The 17054-nt window shown below is 56.6% G+C and carries 18 protein-coding genes; 8 read left to right on the top strand and 10 right to left on the bottom strand.

The features are described 5' to 3' along the window. Positions 1 to 3: 3 nt before the first annotated feature. Both ACWKV5_RS03565 and ACWKV5_RS03560 read right to left on the bottom strand, forming a co-directional pair. Entirely contained in the window at positions 4 to 765 is a 762-nt protein-coding gene (locus tag ACWKV5_RS03565) for an EAL domain-containing protein (RefSeq protein WP_483840194.1), read from the bottom strand. Between the two features lie 29 nt (positions 766 to 794). Further along, positions 795 to 1535, bottom strand: a complete 741-nt coding sequence (locus ACWKV5_RS03560) for a winged helix-turn-helix domain-containing protein (protein WP_483840193.1) — start codon at positions 1533 to 1535, stop codon at positions 795 to 797. Positions 1536 to 2032: 497 nt separating this feature from the next. Between ACWKV5_RS03560 and ACWKV5_RS03555 the strand changes: the two genes are divergently transcribed. After that, positions 2033 to 2866, top strand: a complete 834-nt coding sequence (locus ACWKV5_RS03555; RefSeq protein WP_483840192.1) for an undecaprenyl-diphosphate phosphatase — start codon at positions 2033 to 2035, stop codon at positions 2864 to 2866. Positions 2867 to 2925: 59 nt separating this feature from the next. Here ACWKV5_RS03555 and dusA read toward each other — a convergent pair whose 3' ends face one another. Further along, positions 2926 to 3921 (bottom strand): tRNA dihydrouridine(20/20a) synthase DusA, encoded by a 996-nt coding sequence (dusA, locus tag ACWKV5_RS03550; RefSeq protein ID WP_483840191.1) that lies wholly within the window; start codon positions 3919 to 3921, stop codon positions 2926 to 2928. Positions 3922 to 4101: 180 nt separating this feature from the next. Here dusA and ACWKV5_RS03545 point away from each other — a divergent pair, with 180 nt between their 5' ends. After that, on the top strand, positions 4102 to 4761 hold the full coding sequence (locus ACWKV5_RS03545) for a hypothetical protein (protein WP_483840190.1): 660 nt from the start codon (positions 4102 to 4104) through the stop codon (positions 4759 to 4761). A gap of 73 nt (positions 4762 to 4834) precedes the next feature. Here ACWKV5_RS03545 and ACWKV5_RS03540 read toward each other — a convergent pair whose 3' ends face one another. After that, the gene (locus ACWKV5_RS03540; protein WP_483840189.1) at positions 4835 to 5440 is read right to left on the bottom strand and encodes a transglycosylase SLT domain-containing protein; all 606 of its coding nucleotides are present in this window, start codon (positions 5438 to 5440) and stop codon (positions 4835 to 4837) included. 286 nt (positions 5441 to 5726) lie between these two features. On the opposite strand from ACWKV5_RS03540, the gene ACWKV5_RS03535 reads away from it, so the two are divergent. After that, the gene (locus ACWKV5_RS03535) at positions 5727 to 5945 is read left to right on the top strand and encodes a hypothetical protein (RefSeq protein WP_483840188.1); all 219 of its coding nucleotides are present in this window, start codon (positions 5727 to 5729) and stop codon (positions 5943 to 5945) included. A 67-nt stretch (positions 5946 to 6012) separates the two neighbouring features. On the opposite strand, the gene ACWKV5_RS03530 is transcribed toward ACWKV5_RS03535, so the two are convergent. Continuing rightward, positions 6013 to 6798 (bottom strand): transporter substrate-binding domain-containing protein, encoded by a 786-nt coding sequence (locus ACWKV5_RS03530; protein WP_483840187.1) that lies wholly within the window; start codon positions 6796 to 6798, stop codon positions 6013 to 6015. Between the two features lie 201 nt (positions 6799 to 6999). Beyond that, a complete protein-coding gene (locus ACWKV5_RS03525; RefSeq protein ID WP_483840186.1) occupies positions 7000 to 7704 on the bottom strand; it encodes a murein L,D-transpeptidase catalytic domain family protein in 705 nt (234 codons plus the stop codon). An 81-nt stretch (positions 7705 to 7785) separates the two neighbouring features. On the opposite strand from ACWKV5_RS03525, the gene ACWKV5_RS03520 reads away from it, so the two are divergent. Then, a complete protein-coding gene (locus ACWKV5_RS03520; RefSeq protein ID WP_483840185.1) occupies positions 7786 to 9537 on the top strand; it encodes a L,D-transpeptidase family protein in 1752 nt (583 codons plus the stop codon). Positions 9538 to 9571: 34 nt separating this feature from the next. On the opposite strand, the gene ACWKV5_RS03515 is transcribed toward ACWKV5_RS03520, so the two are convergent. Together ACWKV5_RS03515 and ACWKV5_RS03510 are read right to left on the bottom strand one after the other, a co-directional pair. Beyond that, entirely contained in the window at positions 9572 to 10039 is a 468-nt protein-coding gene (locus ACWKV5_RS03515) for a hypothetical protein (RefSeq protein WP_483840184.1), read from the bottom strand. A gap of 99 nt (positions 10040 to 10138) precedes the next feature. Next, positions 10139 to 10987, bottom strand: coding sequence for a LysR substrate-binding domain-containing protein (locus ACWKV5_RS03510; RefSeq protein WP_483840183.1), 849 nt, complete (start codon positions 10985 to 10987; stop codon positions 10139 to 10141). Positions 10988 to 11095: 108 nt separating this feature from the next. Here ACWKV5_RS03510 and ACWKV5_RS03505 point away from each other — a divergent pair, with 108 nt between their 5' ends. The 4 genes from ACWKV5_RS03505 to ACWKV5_RS03490 all read left to right on the top strand — a co-directional run bounded on the left by ACWKV5_RS03505 (position 11096) and on the right by ACWKV5_RS03490 (position 15795). After that, positions 11096 to 11800 carry a haloacid dehalogenase type II gene (locus tag ACWKV5_RS03505; protein ID WP_483840182.1) on the top strand — a complete coding sequence of 235 codons (705 nt, stop codon included), beginning with the start codon at positions 11096 to 11098 and terminating at the stop codon, positions 11798 to 11800. A gap of 18 nt (positions 11801 to 11818) precedes the next feature. Next, positions 11819 to 12610, top strand: a complete 792-nt coding sequence (locus ACWKV5_RS03500) for an aldolase (RefSeq protein ID WP_483840181.1) — start codon at positions 11819 to 11821, stop codon at positions 12608 to 12610. Between the two features lie 65 nt (positions 12611 to 12675). Then, on the top strand, positions 12676 to 14247 hold the full coding sequence (locus tag ACWKV5_RS03495) for a sensor domain-containing diguanylate cyclase (RefSeq protein ID WP_483840180.1): 1572 nt from the start codon (positions 12676 to 12678) through the stop codon (positions 14245 to 14247). 141 nt (positions 14248 to 14388) lie between these two features. Further along, positions 14389 to 15795 carry a DUF1254 domain-containing protein gene (locus tag ACWKV5_RS03490; protein ID WP_483840179.1) on the top strand — a complete coding sequence of 469 codons (1407 nt, stop codon included), beginning with the start codon at positions 14389 to 14391 and terminating at the stop codon, positions 15793 to 15795. Positions 15796 to 15842: 47 nt separating this feature from the next. Here ACWKV5_RS03490 and ACWKV5_RS03485 read toward each other — a convergent pair whose 3' ends face one another. Next, positions 15843 to 16148 (bottom strand): hypothetical protein, encoded by a 306-nt coding sequence (locus ACWKV5_RS03485; RefSeq protein WP_483840178.1) that lies wholly within the window; start codon positions 16146 to 16148, stop codon positions 15843 to 15845. Positions 16149 to 16323: 175 nt separating this feature from the next. Beyond that, the gene (locus ACWKV5_RS03480; protein ID WP_483840320.1) at positions 16324 to 16908 is read right to left on the bottom strand and encodes a GNAT family N-acetyltransferase; all 585 of its coding nucleotides are present in this window, start codon (positions 16906 to 16908) and stop codon (positions 16324 to 16326) included. Between the last annotated feature and the right edge of the window lie 146 nt (positions 16909 to 17054).

Raw genomic sequence — 17054 nt, 5'->3', positions numbered from 1 at the left:
GGTTTAATTCAAAAGGATGTCGGCAGGGGAGTAATGGCTCCCTTGGAAGTAATCAAAGGGCAACGCGCGTGCCAGTATATGACTGGCAGCTTGCTCGACTCTGTCGGCTATAAAGGCGACTTTGGTGGTGTGAGTCAGCATGGTCATGCGTTCATGGAGTCGATTGAATAACTCAGGATTGCCAGTTTGTTTAAGGTCAAAGTCTAGGGTTGAAAGGGGGATCTTTATATAGTCGAATAGATTCAGGGTGGTAAAGATCTCGATACTTTCGTCGTGGATGTCATAACCGTCGAAAGCGATTTCTATCCCATGATCTTTCAATAAATAGATGTTGTTGAGGATTTTCTTCTTGTCGATGAAACTCACCGCCGAAAGAGGCAGTTCATTAAGAGCGACAGCCAGTGTCTGGCCAAAATTGCTCAGCGCATCGTTGCACTGGATCAACTCTTCGGTGAGTGCAGGACTGGCGAGATCTGATTGCCCTACGCAAACAAATCGTCGGCTCAGGTATTTATTTTCGCTGGAGACGTTGCGGTCTTTTAGCGAAAGGGCAATCAGTCGGGTCTGCATCAGTACCTCACTGTAGATGCCACTCATCTGCTGCATCGGTGGCGCGCAGGAGGCACGAGCGGGCGGAGCTTGACTGTCGTCAAACTGTATTCTGATCTCGCTGCCAAATGGGCAGTCATCGCGAGTGAGGATCAATTGTCGAGACAAATAATGACTCGCACGATAGATGTGAGACGCGCTCCCCGTTGCGTTCATACTGCAATAACTCCCTTGCATACTAATCATCAGGCGGTCGAGATCAGACCCCTGATTAAACGATATCCATGACCACGAATACTTTGAATGGCATTCGTGCCATACAGCCCTTTTATCTTTCCGCGAAGGCGGCTGATAGACTTTTCCAAGGCCCTTGGGTCATAAAAATTAATATTAAGCCCCATGATTCTGGCGATTTCATCGTGGCTCAATATTTGGTTTTTTGTGCCGGAAAATGCTTCTAGAATCTTCATTTCCGGAAACGATACATCCAGTCTTTTATAGTCTCCAATCAGGCACATGCGAGTGGGGTCCAGGAGCAAATTGTGCTGCTTCTGCCATTCCGCGCTATTAAAAAACTCGGAAAGCACGTCCGAGTTTTCGTCAGTCAAAGTACCAAACTTAATACAATAGTCGGCCCCGGCAAGATAATATTTCATCTTGTTATAGGTGCCTCTACCGGTGATCGCTACAAAAATAATGAGTGCATGGTTGTCAGCACGCATATTTTCAACGAGGGCAAGGCTTTCAACAAACGCCTGAGGGCTGTCAATGACAATGAAGACTGCTCGGTACGAATGAGAGTCTTGATTTTTTCTGAAAGAGTTGCTGTAGCACATTGTATCAACAGGTATATCATTCGGGACGTGGCTTGCTACTAAAGTCTTAAAGCCCTCCACTAATGTTTGGGTCCGCCCAATGGTGAGAATACCGGTCACCTCCTTCGCGTGACTGTGGCTGGTAGTCGTTATTTTCCCTGTAAGCATCATGCTTTGACTCGGCTGGGTGCTGACATTTGGATGTTAAAGCACTGATTCTCATCCGTGACTGACAATTGGTAACATTTCATGGGATTTTCTCACTGGCATCACATTTTTTTTAACATTGCTGGTTAATTTGTTAGGAATCATTGCGCTCCTGTCTGATTGATGGTGGCTGGCAAAAGAGTGTCATTGTGCCATCGCTTGGTTTGTTGTCCCGCCTTTCCAGCTCGATACGCTGTGCTGCCGGTTAACGCAGTCGCTGAGTGACTTTGTGGGTGAGTGTTATGAATGATCAGCACTGGGTTACTTGACATGTCAGTTTGAGCTTTCTTTGGTGCTGAACTAACTAGCATTGATCTCTGTATAACATCAGGGTTGTTAGTTGTAGTGGTGGACAATAATTAACATAGGGTTTTAATGCGCAGCTGAATGCGTTTTAATTTCTCTTTAGCGATGCATTAAAAGCACGTCAGTGGATGTGTTTTTGTCGATGGGGAGGATTGATGGATTTTTGGACTACTGTGTCGGTATTGATTTTAGGTGTGGTCGAAGGGCTGACAGAGTTTTTGCCAATATCAAGTACAGGGCATCAGATTATTGTTGCGGACTTGCTCGACTTCGGCGGTCAGCGGGCGATGGCCTTCAATATCATCATTCAACTGGGTGCAATCCTGGCGGTTGTCTGGGAGTTTCGTCGGAAAATCCTCGAGATCGTCACGGGCCTGCCAACTCAACGTAATGCACAACGTTTTACTTTGAACTTGCTCATCGGTTTTATGCCGGCCGTTGTCTTGGGCGTTTTGTTCGCCGATAAGATCCATGAATATCTGTTTAATCCCATCACCGTGGCAGTGGCATTGGTCGTGGGTGGCTTTATCATGTTGTGGGCAGAGCGGCGTGAACATGTGGTGTATGTCGACAATGTTGATGATATGCGCTGGACCGACGCCCTGAAGGTCGGCTTCGCACAGTGCCTGGCAATGATTCCGGGCACCTCACGCTCTGGATCGACCATTATCGGTGGGCTGCTGTTTGGTCTGTCGCGCAAGGCCGCTACCGAGTTTTCGTTCTTCCTGGCCATGCCGACCATGGTCGGTGCCGCGGTCTACTCAGGCTACAAGTATCGAGACCTGTTCCAGGCCGACGACCTGCCAGTGTTTGCCCTGGGTTTTATCACGGCGTTCTTGTTCGCCATGATCGCTGTGCGCGGCTTGCTCAAGTTCATCGCCAACCACAGTTACGCCGTATTCGCCTGGTACCGGATCGTATTTGGTTTGTTGATCCTGGCAACCTGGGCATTTGGCTGGGTCAACTGGACTGAGGCAGCAGCGCTCTGACACATACACCAGGCTGCGGGAAATCCAGCCTGGTTGCTTCACTCGCCAATCGCTAACCGTTAGCGCCCCTCAAGTAACTCCGCTGCCTGATCCAGCAACGCCAAAGGCTCTTTAGCCTTGTGAATGTCCACCGACAACAACTGCCGAAACTTGCGCGCCCCCGGAAACCCAGTGCCCAATCCGAGAACATGCCGGGTGATATGGTGCATCGAGCCACCCGCATCAATGTGCGCGGCAATGTAAGGCCGTAACTGTGCCAGCGCCTCGGCGCGGCTGATCACCGGCGCCGTACTGCCGAACAGTTGCTGATCCACCTCAGCCATCACATAAGGATTGTGATAGGCCTCGCGGCCCAACATCACGCCGTCGAACGTCTGCAGATGTTCGTGGCAGGCCTCCAGCGTCTTGATTCCGCCATTGAGAATAATCTCCAGCTCCGGAAAATCCGTCTTCAACTGCGCCGCTACGTCATAACGCAGGGGCGGAATGTCGCGGTTCTCCTTCGGCGACAGCCCCTCCAGAATCGCAATCCGCGCATGTACCGTAAAACTCGTGCACCCGGCATCCCGAACCGTGCCGACGAAATCGCAGAGCTCCTCGTAACTGTCCCGTCCGTTGATCCCGATGCGGTGCTTCACCGTCACCGGAATCGACACCGCATCGCGCATCGCCTTCACACAATCGGCCACCAACTGCGGATGCCCCATCAGGCACGCGCCGATCATGTTGTTCTGCACCCGGTCACTCGGGCAGCCGACATTGAGATTCACCTCGTCGTAGCCGTGTTCCTGGGCCATGCGGGCGCAGGCGGCGAGGTCCAGCGGGACACTGCCACCGAGTTGCAGGGCGAGCGGGTGTTCGGCTTCGTTGTGACGGAGGAAGCGATCGTGATCGCCGTTGAGCAGCGCGCCGGTCGTGACCATTTCGGTGTAGAGGAGGGCGTTTTTCGACAATAGACGTAGGAAAAAACGGCAGTGTCTGTCAGTCCAGTCCATCATCGGTGCGACGGAGAAGCGGCGGGAGAGCGGGGCGGGTGCGGCAGTGATTGGGGGCATTGGGGGTCTGGAATCGGTGGGGCGAAAGACCGGAGTTTATCAGGAATGGGCTGGTTGGGTTGAGGCGAGTCGTGCGAGGTTAATCCTCCGGATGCCGGAAAAGGTATTGAGCGAGACAGTTATTAGGCGGACTGATAGCATCTGGCTACTAATTACAAAGCTGTTCGAGGAAGGGATCCCATGCTCAAGAAAATTGCATCACTGGCTTTTGTTACCGCCAGCATTTTTGTATTTGCGCAAAGCGCCGCCGCCGAAGAAAAGCTCTTCAAGAACTACGTCTATCAATCCCCCCTCGTGAACTACACCGAAGCCTCGGGTTACTACGACTGCTCTGAAGATGTCGGCGGGACGGCAAGGTGCATCGACGACGTCGACTTCCTCGAAGAGAAATTCACCGTGGCGTTGGTGTTCTCGGGTAACAAGTTGATCATGGTGTCGTTGATCAGCCCGTTCGATCAGGATTTGTATGGCAAGGCCATCGCAGGTCTTTCCAAGACCTTCACATTGGTTTCCATGACCGATGATAAGTCGATGCTGGATGTGGTCGAAGTCGCGAAGAAAGTGAGCAGCAAAGACGAGTTGACCGCGAAGTTAGCCAACTTTGAACAGGTCGGCCTGACCTCTGGGAATTTGACCTATACGTTCCTGGAGGGTGTGAATGCCAAAGGGCAGTCGAATGCGATTGGCGCGTTGAATGCTTCGCCTGATAACACGAGGTCTGCTGAGTTGGTGCTTGCGGGGGAAGGGGCTGATGCGGGGTTGTTGATTCGGTTTTCGTTTCCGCGGTTAGAGGCTAACAAGATTATTCAGGCGGCGAAGAAGCCGGTTGAGGCATTCTGATTGAGTGCTAAAAGGGGCAGACGAATTAAATAGGTCTGCCCCTTTTCTCGTACACACTCGTCAAGTGCCCAATTCAAAAAAACCAACTACGATCATCTTCCAGCGCCTGACGACAAAGCTTGAGCTGCGAATTATAACTCTGTGATTGTTGTTCTACTTTGCGCGCAACCTGCATGAGCCAAGGCTTGCCGAGGTAGGTGCCGTTACGATAGCCCCCACGGCCCTCGTGGTACGCCAGGTATTGGTTGTAAGCGTCCCATTTGGAGATTCCGAGTTGGCGCTGGGTGCCGGTTGTGTACCAGCCTATGAACATGATCGCGTCGTCAAAGTTGTCACGCGAGCCGCCATTTCCGGTGCCGTTTTTGTACTCGCCCCACACCGGGTCTTGCGCTTGCGCATAACCGTAGGCGGAACTGACTCGGCCCCAAGGGATAACCCACAACAGGTAGTCGCGAGGTGGCAAGGCATCGGAAATAAAACTGCTTTCTTGCTTCATGATTGCCATCGCCACATGTTGAGGCGTGCCCCACTTTTCCTGCATCTTCAGCGAGTCTTCATACCAGTCAGGGTATTCACGATAAATATTGCAGAGGTTGTTCTGGTCTTTGGGTGGTGGCGTTGCGCAGCCCGTCAAGGTCAGCAGCATCAATATGAGTAGCCATGTTCGCCATTGCTTCATTCATCGTGTCTCGAAAAAGAGTAAGGGCGAGGTCTGCCCATCTTCGTTGCTCATGGCTCACATGGAGCAAAGCACCGCTAGCAACGTCTGATGTCATTTGGCTGGATGGGGTCACCCGTCAGGCGATTGGCTTTGTAACGTTCTGCGACCGTTGAACCGGCCAAAACATCCAACCTGAACCAACGCTGTCGACCTGCGAAGTTTCATAATTCCCACCGAAATTGCAGCCTAGGATGACAACTCAACCTCGCATCACCGCGCCCTCCATCCCACAGGGAACTGAAAAATGATCTCGAATCTCTTTAAAGTCGTGCTAATCGGTGGTGCAGTGCTGTTGAGCGCCTGTTCGGGGGCAAGCACCCACAGCGAATACTCGGAAGCCACTTTGCCGTCTGCCGGTTTTGGTCCAGGGCCGACCAACAACGCCACCAAGATGAATTTCCATGGCAGTGCGCTCGGCAACAGCTTCGGCGAGTACAGTTCGGGGTTGTTGCACGACGATTAACTAACGGCGGAAGTGATTCCGCCGTTTTGCGTTTTGCCTGATATGGGGGGGGGCGGTAACTAGCGGCTTATTTAGTCTCGGGCGTTGCTATCCACTGGCTTAGAACCTTCTGGTAACTGCCCGTCACCTTGGCCAAGTGCAGCCACTGATCGACATACACCTTCCAGGTGATGTCGTCGCGCGGCAGTAGGTAAGCTTTTTCCCCGTACTGCATGAACTGACTCGGGTTCACTGCGCACAAACCGGGTTTGAGTTTCTGCTGGTACAACGCTTCCGAAGCATCGGTGATCATCACGTCAGCCTTCTTATCCAGCAGTTCCTGGAAGATGGTCACGTTGTCGTGAAGGCTCAGTTGCGCCTTGGGCAGGAAGGCGTGAACAAACGCTTCGTTCGTCCCACCGGCCGGTTCAACAAGTCGCACTTTAGGCTGGTTGATTTGCTCGATGGTTTGGTACAGCGCCTGATCTTCGCAACGCACTAGCGGGATCTTGCCGTCGACGTCCAGCGTGGTGCTGAAGAAGGCTTTTTTCTGCCGTTCCAGGGTCACCGAGATACCGCCCATGCCGATATCGCATTTACCCGCCAGCATGTCCGGCATCAGGGTTTTCCAGGTCGTTGGCACCCATTCAACTTTGGCACCGAGGCTGTCCGCCAGTGAGCGGGCCATGGCGATGTCGATGCCTGAGTATTCGCCGTCCTCGGCTTTGGAGGTATAGGGTTTGTAGTCACCCGTGGTGCATACGCGAAGTTGGCCTTGCTGGATGACGCTGTCCAGATGCGAGGGTTCTGCCTGAACGCCAAACGATAGAGCGAACAAACCACCGAGCATCATTGTGCTTTTTATGTTCTTCATTGTTCTCGGACTTTTTTGATGGATTCTCATCAGCCCCGCGTTAACGCAGAGCCGTCCCCGAACGGATAATAAACACTAAATACAATCCAGAGGTTTGAATCGTGGATGCATGCCGCTGAGCCCGGCCCGTCAACGTGGAGTTGACGGCGAGGCTAACGAGGGCTGCCTTTCAAAAGACTGAGGGGGAGGGGCGCGCGGTATTTACTTGCGGACAGTGGATTTGGACGCCGACGCGACCGTGCCACTGCCGCAGTTGATATACGAAGAGGTTTTCAACCAGCGCTGATCCGGATAGTAAGAGAACAACAGCTGCCCATCTTTCATCGAATCAATCAGCCGATGCGCAATCGCCGGCCTGACTGCCGGGCAGCCGAGACTTCTACCGATACGGCCATTGACCCGAGCCAGCATTGGATTCACATAGGGCGCGCCGTGAATCACGATCGCCCGGTCAAAGGCGTTATCGTTGAAACCCGGTTCCAGGCCTTCCATGCGCAGCGAGTAACCGTTTTGCCCGACATAACTTGACTGTGTCCGGTACAAGCCGAGACTGGTGGCGAAGCTTTCGTTTTGATTGGAGAAGTTGACGGCCATGTTCTCGCCGCTGTTTCGACCGTGGGCAACCAGTTCATGGAACAGCAACTTGCGTTTTTTAAGGTCGAACACCCACAACCGTTGTTCGGTCGAAGGAAGGGAATAGTCGATGATCGCAAGCCTTTGGACAGGGGCTGCGCCTTGAGCGATGCTGCATTGTGAAGCGCGGACGGCCAGGTTAATGACTTTAGCGTCGGCACCGGGTGCTGCTTTGACGAGGGCGGCGGCCAGCGAATCGGCGTAGGCTGACGGTACGGACATTGCAGTCAGTAGCAGGGCCGCCAATGGAAGGCCAAAACGTAGTAGCGCCATATAGATGTCTCATCATGTTAAGTTCGAGTCTAGCAGTGCGTGGGAAGCTAGCGAGTGAATGCGGGAGATTAAGGATTATCCATGGTGCAATTAACAAGGTTATTCGTCATAAGCCGCATGTTTTTTATGGGCTTTCTGATCAGCGGTGCAGCGGTCGCCGAAACTTCGCCGATTGAGCCGGTAACTGCGCCGAGCGCCGTGATGGATGCCGCAGCGGACGACAACGTCGCTCAAACGATTCAGGCGACGCTTGCGCCATTGAAAACCGCATTCCCTCCCTTGCTCACTTCAAAACGCTATCGGCGGGTGGATGTCAGTCGTCTGGTCATGGATTTTTATACCCATCGCGCCTATCGCGCGGCGTGGACCAACGACAGCGATGTCGCACAGTTGATCAAAAGCCTGAACAACCTCCAGGCCGACGGTTTGAACCCGGCGGATTTTCGTATAGATGAAATTGTCCGGACTCAACCTTCGGTGCAAACCCTGACCGCCTCGACTGAGCAGCGTGCAGCGTTTGATATCGCCACCACTCACACCTTTATTACCGCGCTGCTGCAATTGCGGCGCGGCAAGGTCGACCCGGCACGGCTGGACAATCACTGGAATTTTGATTCGAACGGCGTCGATCCCCGTGACGACATCAACGCCTTCTTCGCTGCGCTCGACAATCACGACGTGGCGAGTGCTTTCGCCCAGGCGCCCCCGCAAGAGGCGGTGTACGTCAGTTTGCGTCAGGCCCTGGCTCAACTGCGCGGCATTCGGGATCGGGGTGGCTGGCCGAAAGTGGTTGTTGATCATTCCCTCAAGCCCGGCATGGACGAGCCCGCTGTCGCACAGTTGCGCGCGAGGATGGTCGCGGCAGGCTTTCTCGATCCGCGGTTGATCCGCGGTACGAAATACGATGGCGCCGTCACCGCAGCGGTGAAGAAGTATCAGACCGAGCAGTACCTTGGCGCGGATGGTATGGCGGGGGCGACGACCCTGGCGGCTCTGAATGTGCCCGTCGAGGCGCGCATCGACCAGGTGCGGGTGAACATGGAGCGGGCGCGCTGGCTGCTTTACAAACTGCAGGGCACATTCGTTATCGTCGATATCGCCGGCTATAAGGTGGCGATGTACCGCGATGGCCAACCGATCTGGCGCTCCCGGGTGCAAGTGGGTAAAACGGCGCGCAATACCCCGATTTTTCAGGCGCAAATTACCTACATCACCTTTAACCCGACCTGGACGGTGCCGCCGACGATCCTCAAGGAAGACGTGATACCAAAAGTCCAGGCCAATCCAGGCTACCTGGCCTCCAACCGGATACGCGTACTGGATCGAGAAGGCAACGTGCTCGATCCGTCGACCGTTGACTGGAGCAATGCACGCGGGCTGACCCTGCGTCAGGATGCGGGGCCTGACAGCTCGCTGGGCCAGGTGGTGATCCGCTTCCCCAACGACTATGCGATCTACCTCCACGACACGCCGCACCGCGAGTTGTTTGCCAAAACTGTCCGGGCGACCAGTTCGGGCTGCATTCGGGTCGAGAACCCGCTGCAACTGGTGGAGCTGCTGTTCAACGATCCGGTGAAATGGAACAGCGCCGGCATTCAGAAACAATTGGCCAATGGCAAGACCGAGAACATCCGGCTTCCCGTGAAAGTGCCGGTGTTGTTGGCGTATTGGACGGTGGACCTGGAGAGTGACGGGCGAGTGGCGTTCAAGCCTGATGTGTATGGTTATGACGCCCCGGTGTTGCAGGCGCTGAATCGGCCCGCGCCCGTGCCAGCGATGGATTGGCGTGCGGCGACGGGTTCGGTGGTAGCGTCGGGGCCGGGTGTGCAATAGGGGACACCGCTCATTCCCCTTAAGTGGCGGTGGTCTAGAGCCCCAATCCTTCTTGCACCGCCGCCAGCAAGGTGTGCTCGGTCAGTGCCACCGCATCGGCTTGCTCAGCGGACTGCTCAATCGTTTGCAGCCACCAATGCGTCTCGCCGTGCTCGTCCACGGTGCGCAACAGGGCGAGTTCTTTACCTTTGGAATGAACCTCGACGCGTCCCTCGCCATCCACAGTGAAACGGGCGACCGGGTCGAACGTCAGGGTGTGGCGATTACCTTCGATCAGCAGTTGGTCGATGGCATAGTCGAACGTTTCCCCGTCCTGACTGCTCTCGAACACATGAGTGGGATTACGCCGCAGGACCAATCCCACCTCGGTCAACGGATGCAGCCAACCCTCGATCTTGTGATACAGCTCGTAAACCTGACTCGGCCAGCTGTCGATCGCCTGATCGGCGTGGGTGGATCCGGTGTGTTTCAACTTCGTGGCGAGCTCGTCTGCCTTACTCATTTCGATTCCTTGTCATGATGTAAGTGTAAGCGTAGCGCCTCCAACGCCATCCGGGTCTTGCCTTGGGTCATGCCTGCCCTACAAGCGTGACAAATCTTTTCAGGCCGGCAGGACCGTCAATTCTCCCCGCAAAAACTCCACAAGTCCGCGCTGCAACCCGGTCAGTGCGCCCTCACGACTGATCAACGCCAATTCCGTCGGCGGCAACGCAGGCAAATCGGTACACACCTGGTGCTCCGGCAACACCGCCGACGCCGGCAACACGGAAATCCCCAACCCCGACGCCACTGCCGCCTGAATCCCGGTCAAGCTGTGGCTGCCAAACGCAACCCGCCATGGCCGCTGCGCCACATCCAGCGATCGAATGGCGCGCTGGCGATAAATGCACCCCTGCGGGAACAGTGCCAAAGGCAACACGCCATGGGCCGAATCCACGTCTACGCCTTTCACCCATACCAATGCCTCGGGCCATGCCGCCCAGCACGGGCCGCTGTCGGGTTCGCGTTTGATCAGGGCGATGTCGATTTCACCGGAGGCGAGTTTCTGTTTCAGATCAGTGCTCATGCCGCTGACCGTTTCCAGTCGGGCTTCTGGCCGAGCGCGGTTGAAGCCGGCGAGGATCAACGCCATGCGCCGCGCATCGAAGTCCTCCGGCACGCCGATCCGCAGGATCTCCAGATCCAGCTCGCTGGACAGCGCTTCAACGGCCTCCGACGACAAGGCCAGCAAGCGCCGGGCATAGTGAATCAGCAGTTCGCCGTGTTCGGTGACGTTGACGTTTTGCCCGGTCCGGTCGCGAAGCAGCAGCGAATGCCCGACCAGCTCTTCCAGTTTGCGCACCTGCTGGCTGACGGTGGACTGCGTGCGGTGTACGCGTTCGGCGGCGCGGGTGAAGCTGCCTTCATCGACCACGCAGACGAAGGTCTTGAGCAATTCAAGATCGAGCATGGCGCACCTCTTCATATTTGTTTTTCAACTGAGTAGTCGATACTAATTTAATTTCACACTATCGCCTACGGCTCGTAGTCTGAGGATCACCTTTCAGAGGAGACGAACATGACACTCAACAACACCCCGCGCCCCGAATGGCTGACCTTCGATTGCTACGGCACGCTGATTCAGTGGGACGAAGGCCTCAACGCCGTGGTCGGCGAGATTTTGCGTGACAAGGGCGATCACCGCGTCGATGCCCAGCGCCTGATCGAGGTGTACGACCGGCATGAACATCGTCTTGAGCAAATTCCGCCGCATCGCTCGTTTCGCCAGTTGAGTACGCAGGGGTTGCAACTCGCGCTGGAAGAATTGGGGCTGGCGTCTCGTCCAGAGGACAGCCAAAGACTGGCCGCGGCCATCCCGCAGATGCCGCCGTTCCCCGAAGTGATCGAGACGCTCGCCCGACTCAAGGCGATGGGCTTCAAGCTGTGCATTGTGTCGAACACCGACGACGACATCATCGCCGGCAACGTCGCGCAACTTGGCGGGCATATCGACCGGGTCATTACGGCCCAGCAGGCGGGCGCCTACAAGCCGGATCCGCGGCTGTTTGACTACGCTCATCAACAGCTTGGCGTGCGTCGTGACCAAGTGGTGCACATTTGCGCGAGCCCGACGCTGGATCACACCGCCGCCCGCGACATGCACTTCCGGTGCGTCTGGATCGATCGCGGCACCGGGCGGCAGTTACTGCCGGACTATCAGCCTGACGCGATATTGAACACGCTGGATCAGGTCGTGCCCTTGTTCACCTCCCTCGGCTGGTAAAAATACGGAGTCATTGTCATGGCACACACCCTTGCAGGCTCCACTCGTGCGGCGCGTTATGCCGACCTCAATCTGGACAGCGAAGCCGTCATCACCGCCCGGTCGGAGCTGGCGGCGTGTTTTCAACTCGCGGCGCTTCACGGATTGGAGGAGGGCATCTGCAATCATTTTTCGGCGATGGTGCCAGGCCGTGATGATGTGTTTTTCGTGAACCCTTACGGCTATGCATTTGCCGAGGTGACGGCGGCGAATCTGCTGGTCTGCGACTTTCACGGCAATGTCGTGGATGGGGAAGGGCAGCCTGAAGCGACCGCGTTTTACATTCACGCGCGGCTGCATCAACAGTTGCCGAGGGTGAAAGTCGCGTTTCACACGCACATGCCGCATGCGACAGCGTTGTGTTTGCTTGAGGGGGCGCCGCTGTTGTGGCTGGGCCAGACTGCCTTGAAGTTCTACGGTCGCACGGCGGTGGACGAGCACTACAACGGCCTGGCCCTCGACGAATCCGAAGGCGACCGGATTGCCGGCGTCTTGGGCAACGCTGACATTTTGTTTCTCAAGAACCACGGAGTGATTGTCGCCGGGCCGACCATCGCCGAGGCCTGGGACGACCTGTATTACCTGGAACGGGCCGCGCAGGTGCAGTTGCTGGCGATGGCCACTCAGCGTGAACTGAAACCGGTGCCCCACGAAATTGCGCAACGGGCGTATGAGCAAATGCGCTTGGGCGATGCCGAGAGTGCTCGTGCACATTTGGAAAGTGCGATGCGGCGTCTGTCCAAAGCACAATTGCCCCACACCACGGCGTAGACTAAGCTCACAAAAAATAAGGGTTTTGGGCCTTCGCCCACGCCTTACCCTTACAGGACGAGCTTTTGCCTATCCCTCTTCACGACCCGCATCACGCCCCCGGCGGCGCGTTGAAACGGTTGCCGCTGCTGACAGCATCGGTGCTGTTTATCGCGACGGTGTGCCTGTGCCTTTGTGCTTTGTTGTACCTGCAACTGGAGCAGTCGCGCAGCCACGATCTGGACGAGGCGCAAGTGGCGTCGTCGAACCTGACCCGGGCCATGGCGCAGCAGGCTGAAGACACCTTCATGAAAGCCGACCTGGTGCTGACCAGCCTGGTGGACTGGATTCAAGCCGACGGTTATGGCACTGCACAACGGCCGCGCTTGCAGAAAACCTTTGCCCGCAGGGTGCTGTCGCTGGACCAGTTGCACGGGATTTTCCTGTTCGACAAACAGGGGCAGTGGGTGGTGACGTCGTTTGAGGACTTGCCCCGGGGCGCGGGGGTGGCCGATCGTGACTACTTCAAGTTTCACCAGCAAAACGTGTCGTCGGTCGCGCACATCGGGCCGGCCATTCGCAGTCGGCAGAATGGCGAGTGGATCATTCCAGTGTCCAAACGCATCAACGACAAGAACGGCAAGTTTCAGGGCGTGCTGCTGGCCGGCATCAAGATGGCGTACTTCGATCAATTCTTCAAAAGCTTCAACATCGATGACAAGGGCGCGATGTTTTTGGCCCTGAGCGATGGAACACTGTTGGCGCGACGGCCTTTTGTGGAGTCGCTGATCAACACGTCATTGGCCAAGGGCGATATCTTCCAGAACCTGCTGCCAAACGCACCGGCCGGCAACGCGATGATCGGTTCGGTCGTGGACGGCATCGTCCGCTTGTACGGCTATCGTCAACTGGAAGGTTATCCACTGGTGGTTTCCGCAGCGTCCTCGCGGGACGCGGTGCTCAAGGGCTGGTACGACACGGCGTTTCAATCCAGTGTCATCGTGGCGCTGGTGATCCTGGGCGTGGGGTTGTTCGGCTGGGTGTTCATTCATCAAGTGCGCGACGGTGAGCGGATCGAGGCTGATTTGCGCAAGGCGCAAGAAGCGCTGGAGCTGATTGCCACTCACGATAGCCTGACCGGCCTGGCTAACCGTCGGTTGTTCGAAAGGGCACTGGACATCGAGTTCGCGCGCGGTGCCCGGCAGTTGAGTTCGTTGAGCCTGGTCATGCTCGATATCGATTTCTTCAAACGCTACAACGACACCTACGGCCATGTCGCCGGTGACCATTGCCTGGCCGAGGTGGCGCGAGCGCTGAAGAGTTGCTGCCATCGCAAGGCCGATCTGGCGGTGCGTTATGGCGGTGAAGAGTTCGCCGTGTTGCTGCCCAACACCGACATTCATGGCGCGCTGGCGATTGCCGAGCAAATCCGCCGTAGCGTCATGGACAAGAACATCACCCACAGCGGTTCGCCCACGGGTTATGTGACGGTCAGTCTGGGCTGTTACGCGTTCATACCGACCGGGCGCGACAGCCTTGAAGTGTTCATCGAACGCGCCGATGCGGCGTTGTATCAGGCCAAGCATTCGGGGCGTAACCGGGCCTGCGTGTTGTCGATGGAAGGGGGCGTGGAGGCGCTGTTGCGCTCTGATCGTTGAGTCGCCCGCCATGTTGTTTCAGTCTTGCAACACCCCGGCAACCGGCCGTCCGCCTGTCAGTTCTGGCTGAATCGATCGTCTAGAGTTCCGTTAGCCCTGCCGAGCCCGGCAGCGCTCCCCAACGCACGGACGATCGCCTAAATGTTGATCACTCAAGCATTGACAGCCGTTGCTCTAACCCTCGCGGCTGCCGCCGTTTTTCCACTGGCCAGCCAGGCTCAATCGAAAGTCACGCCCGAAGAGGCACACGCCATTGGCGTCGACGCCTACCTGTATTTTTATCCGCTGCTGACCATGGACATCACCCGCAAACAGTTCACCAATATCGAACCCGGCAAGGAGTTTGGTAAAGGCCCGATGAACACATTTGTGAGCGTGCCGCAGTACCCGCCGGCAAATTTCAAAGGGGTCGTGCGCGCGAACTTCGACACGTTGTATTCCATCGCCTGGCTCGACTTGACCAAGGAACCATTGGTGATTTCCGCACCGGACACCGCGGGGCGTTTTTATCTGTTGCCGATGCTCGACATGTGGAGCGACGTATTTGCCTCGCCCGGTTGGCGCACGACCGGTACGCAGGCCAGTCAGTTTCTGGTGACCCCGCCGGGCTGGACCGGAACAGTCCCGGCCGGATTGAACCATTTGCCGGCGCCGACGCCTTTCGTCTGGATCATCGGTCGTACCAAGACCGATGGCGAAGCTGACTACGCAGCGGTGCACAGCATTCAGGCGGGCTACACGGTGACGCCTTTGTCGCAGCTGGGTAAAAAAGCCGAACCGGTTACCGTGAAAATCGACCCGACGGTGGACATGAAAACGCCGCCGAAGATTCTGGTCGATACGATGTCGGCAGCCAATTACTTTGCCTACGCTGCCGAGCTGCTCAAAGTGCATCCGCCACACCTCACCGACCAGCCGATCCTGGCGCAGATGCAGCGCATTGGTATTGAAGTAGGCAAATCGTTCAATGTTGAGGCGCTGGACCCGGCCGTGAAAGCCGCACTGCAGACCGTGCCTGATGAAGCGCAGACGCTGATGAAGTGGAAGGTGGCAACCCTCGCTCGCGTGGTCAATGGCTGGTCGATGAACACCGACACCATGGGCGTCTATGGCAACTACTACCTTAAACGCGCAATCGTGGCCCAGGTCGGGCTGGGGGCTAACTTGCCCGAGGATGCGATTTATCCTCTGAACATGGGCGATGACCAGGGCAAGCCGCTCGACGGGGCCAACAAGTACGTGCTGCATTTCGATAAAGGCGAAGCGCCGCCGGTGAACGCTTTCTGGTCGATCACCTTGTACGATCCGGAAGGGTTTCAGGTGGGCAATTCACTCAACCGTTTTGCGGTCAGTAGCTGGATGCCGTTCAAGACCAATGCCGATGGCTCTCTGGATATCTACTTCCAGAACGAAAGCCCCGGCAAGGACCAAGAGGCCAATTGGCTGCCCGCTCCCAAAGGCGCGTTCAACCTGACCATGCGCTTGTACGGTCCGAAACCCGAGGCGTTGAACGGCAAGTGGAACCCGCCAGCAGTCAAGCGCATGTAATGGGCGGGTAACGAAAGCAGGCCACTTCATGGCCTGCTTTTATTCGTTCAGCTGCCTGTTCCACCCCCCGCACCTCCGGTTCCGCCACCCGCCGCCCCGGTGCCGCCGCCTGCGCCCGAACCCGAACCACTGGCGCCGCCATTAGTCCCGGTTCCAGAGCCGCCACCCGAATCCGTGTTACTCCCGGCTGGAGGCGTGCCGGGGGTGTGGTCGGTAGACATGCCCGAGCCGCTGTTGGTCCCGGACTGAGAGCCGGTCGAACCGGTACCGTCGTTGGACGCTGCAAACGTGGCTGCCGAGGCGGTGCATAACAAGCCTGCAAGTATCAGCGACGTGAATTTTTTGGTCATCATGGTCCGTCTCCAAAAGATGAGTCGTTACCTGATATTGGTGCGAAGGACGGGGTGGTTGGTGCCGGTTGGATGACGAGTGGTCACCCCGGCTCAAGGTGTGAGGGAGCCAGCCAACTCAGCTTCAACAGACCTGACGCCATCGCAAGCAGGCTCACTCCTACAGAGTTTTGAGGTGTTAGCGAGGGCTGTATCCGGCCAGTTTCTGCTCGAGATTACTCCGCACCGCCGGCCATTCGTCATCAATGATGCTGAACCGCACCGAGTTGCGCTTGCGGCCGTCGGGCATGATCCGTTCGTGGCGCACGATGCCTTCCTGTTGCGCACCCAGCCGTAAAATTGCCTGACGGGATGCCTGGTTGTTCTCGTCGGTGGTGAATTGCACCCGCACACAGTCCAGCACCTCGAAGGCATGGCGCAGCATCAGGTACTTGGCTTCGGTGTTGACGAAGGTTTTCTGCCAGCTCGCGCTGATCCAGCTGCTGCCGATTTCCAGCTTGCGGTTGAGTCGGTCGATTTTCCAGAAGCGTGTTGAACCGATTACCTCGCCGCTGTCGTTGAGCACGATGACGAACGGCAGGACCGTGCCGGCATCGCGGCCATCCAGGGCTTTTTTCAGGTAACTGTCGACGGTCGTCGGGGAGGGCACGACAGTGACCGTCAGGTTCCACAGCTCACCGTCCTGCGCGGCATCGAGCAGCGCGGCGGCATCACTGAATTGCAGGGGCCGCAGGCTGATTCGTTGACCGTCCAGGGTGTCCATGTTCAAGGCCTTCTCGGGAAAAAAAAACGCGGGGGCGCGCGCCATTACAAGGGAGCCGTCGTCGATTGGCAAGTGCGGCACTGACACCTTTAATCGCCTGCTGTGCTGATCACGGCAACTGTCGCCACGCAATCGGGTCACAACCG

The sequence above is a fragment of the Pseudomonas oplopanacis genome (assembly GCF_057128725.1).
Note: the sequence above shows the minus strand (reverse complement) of the source record. Positions and strands in the feature narration are given on the sequence as shown.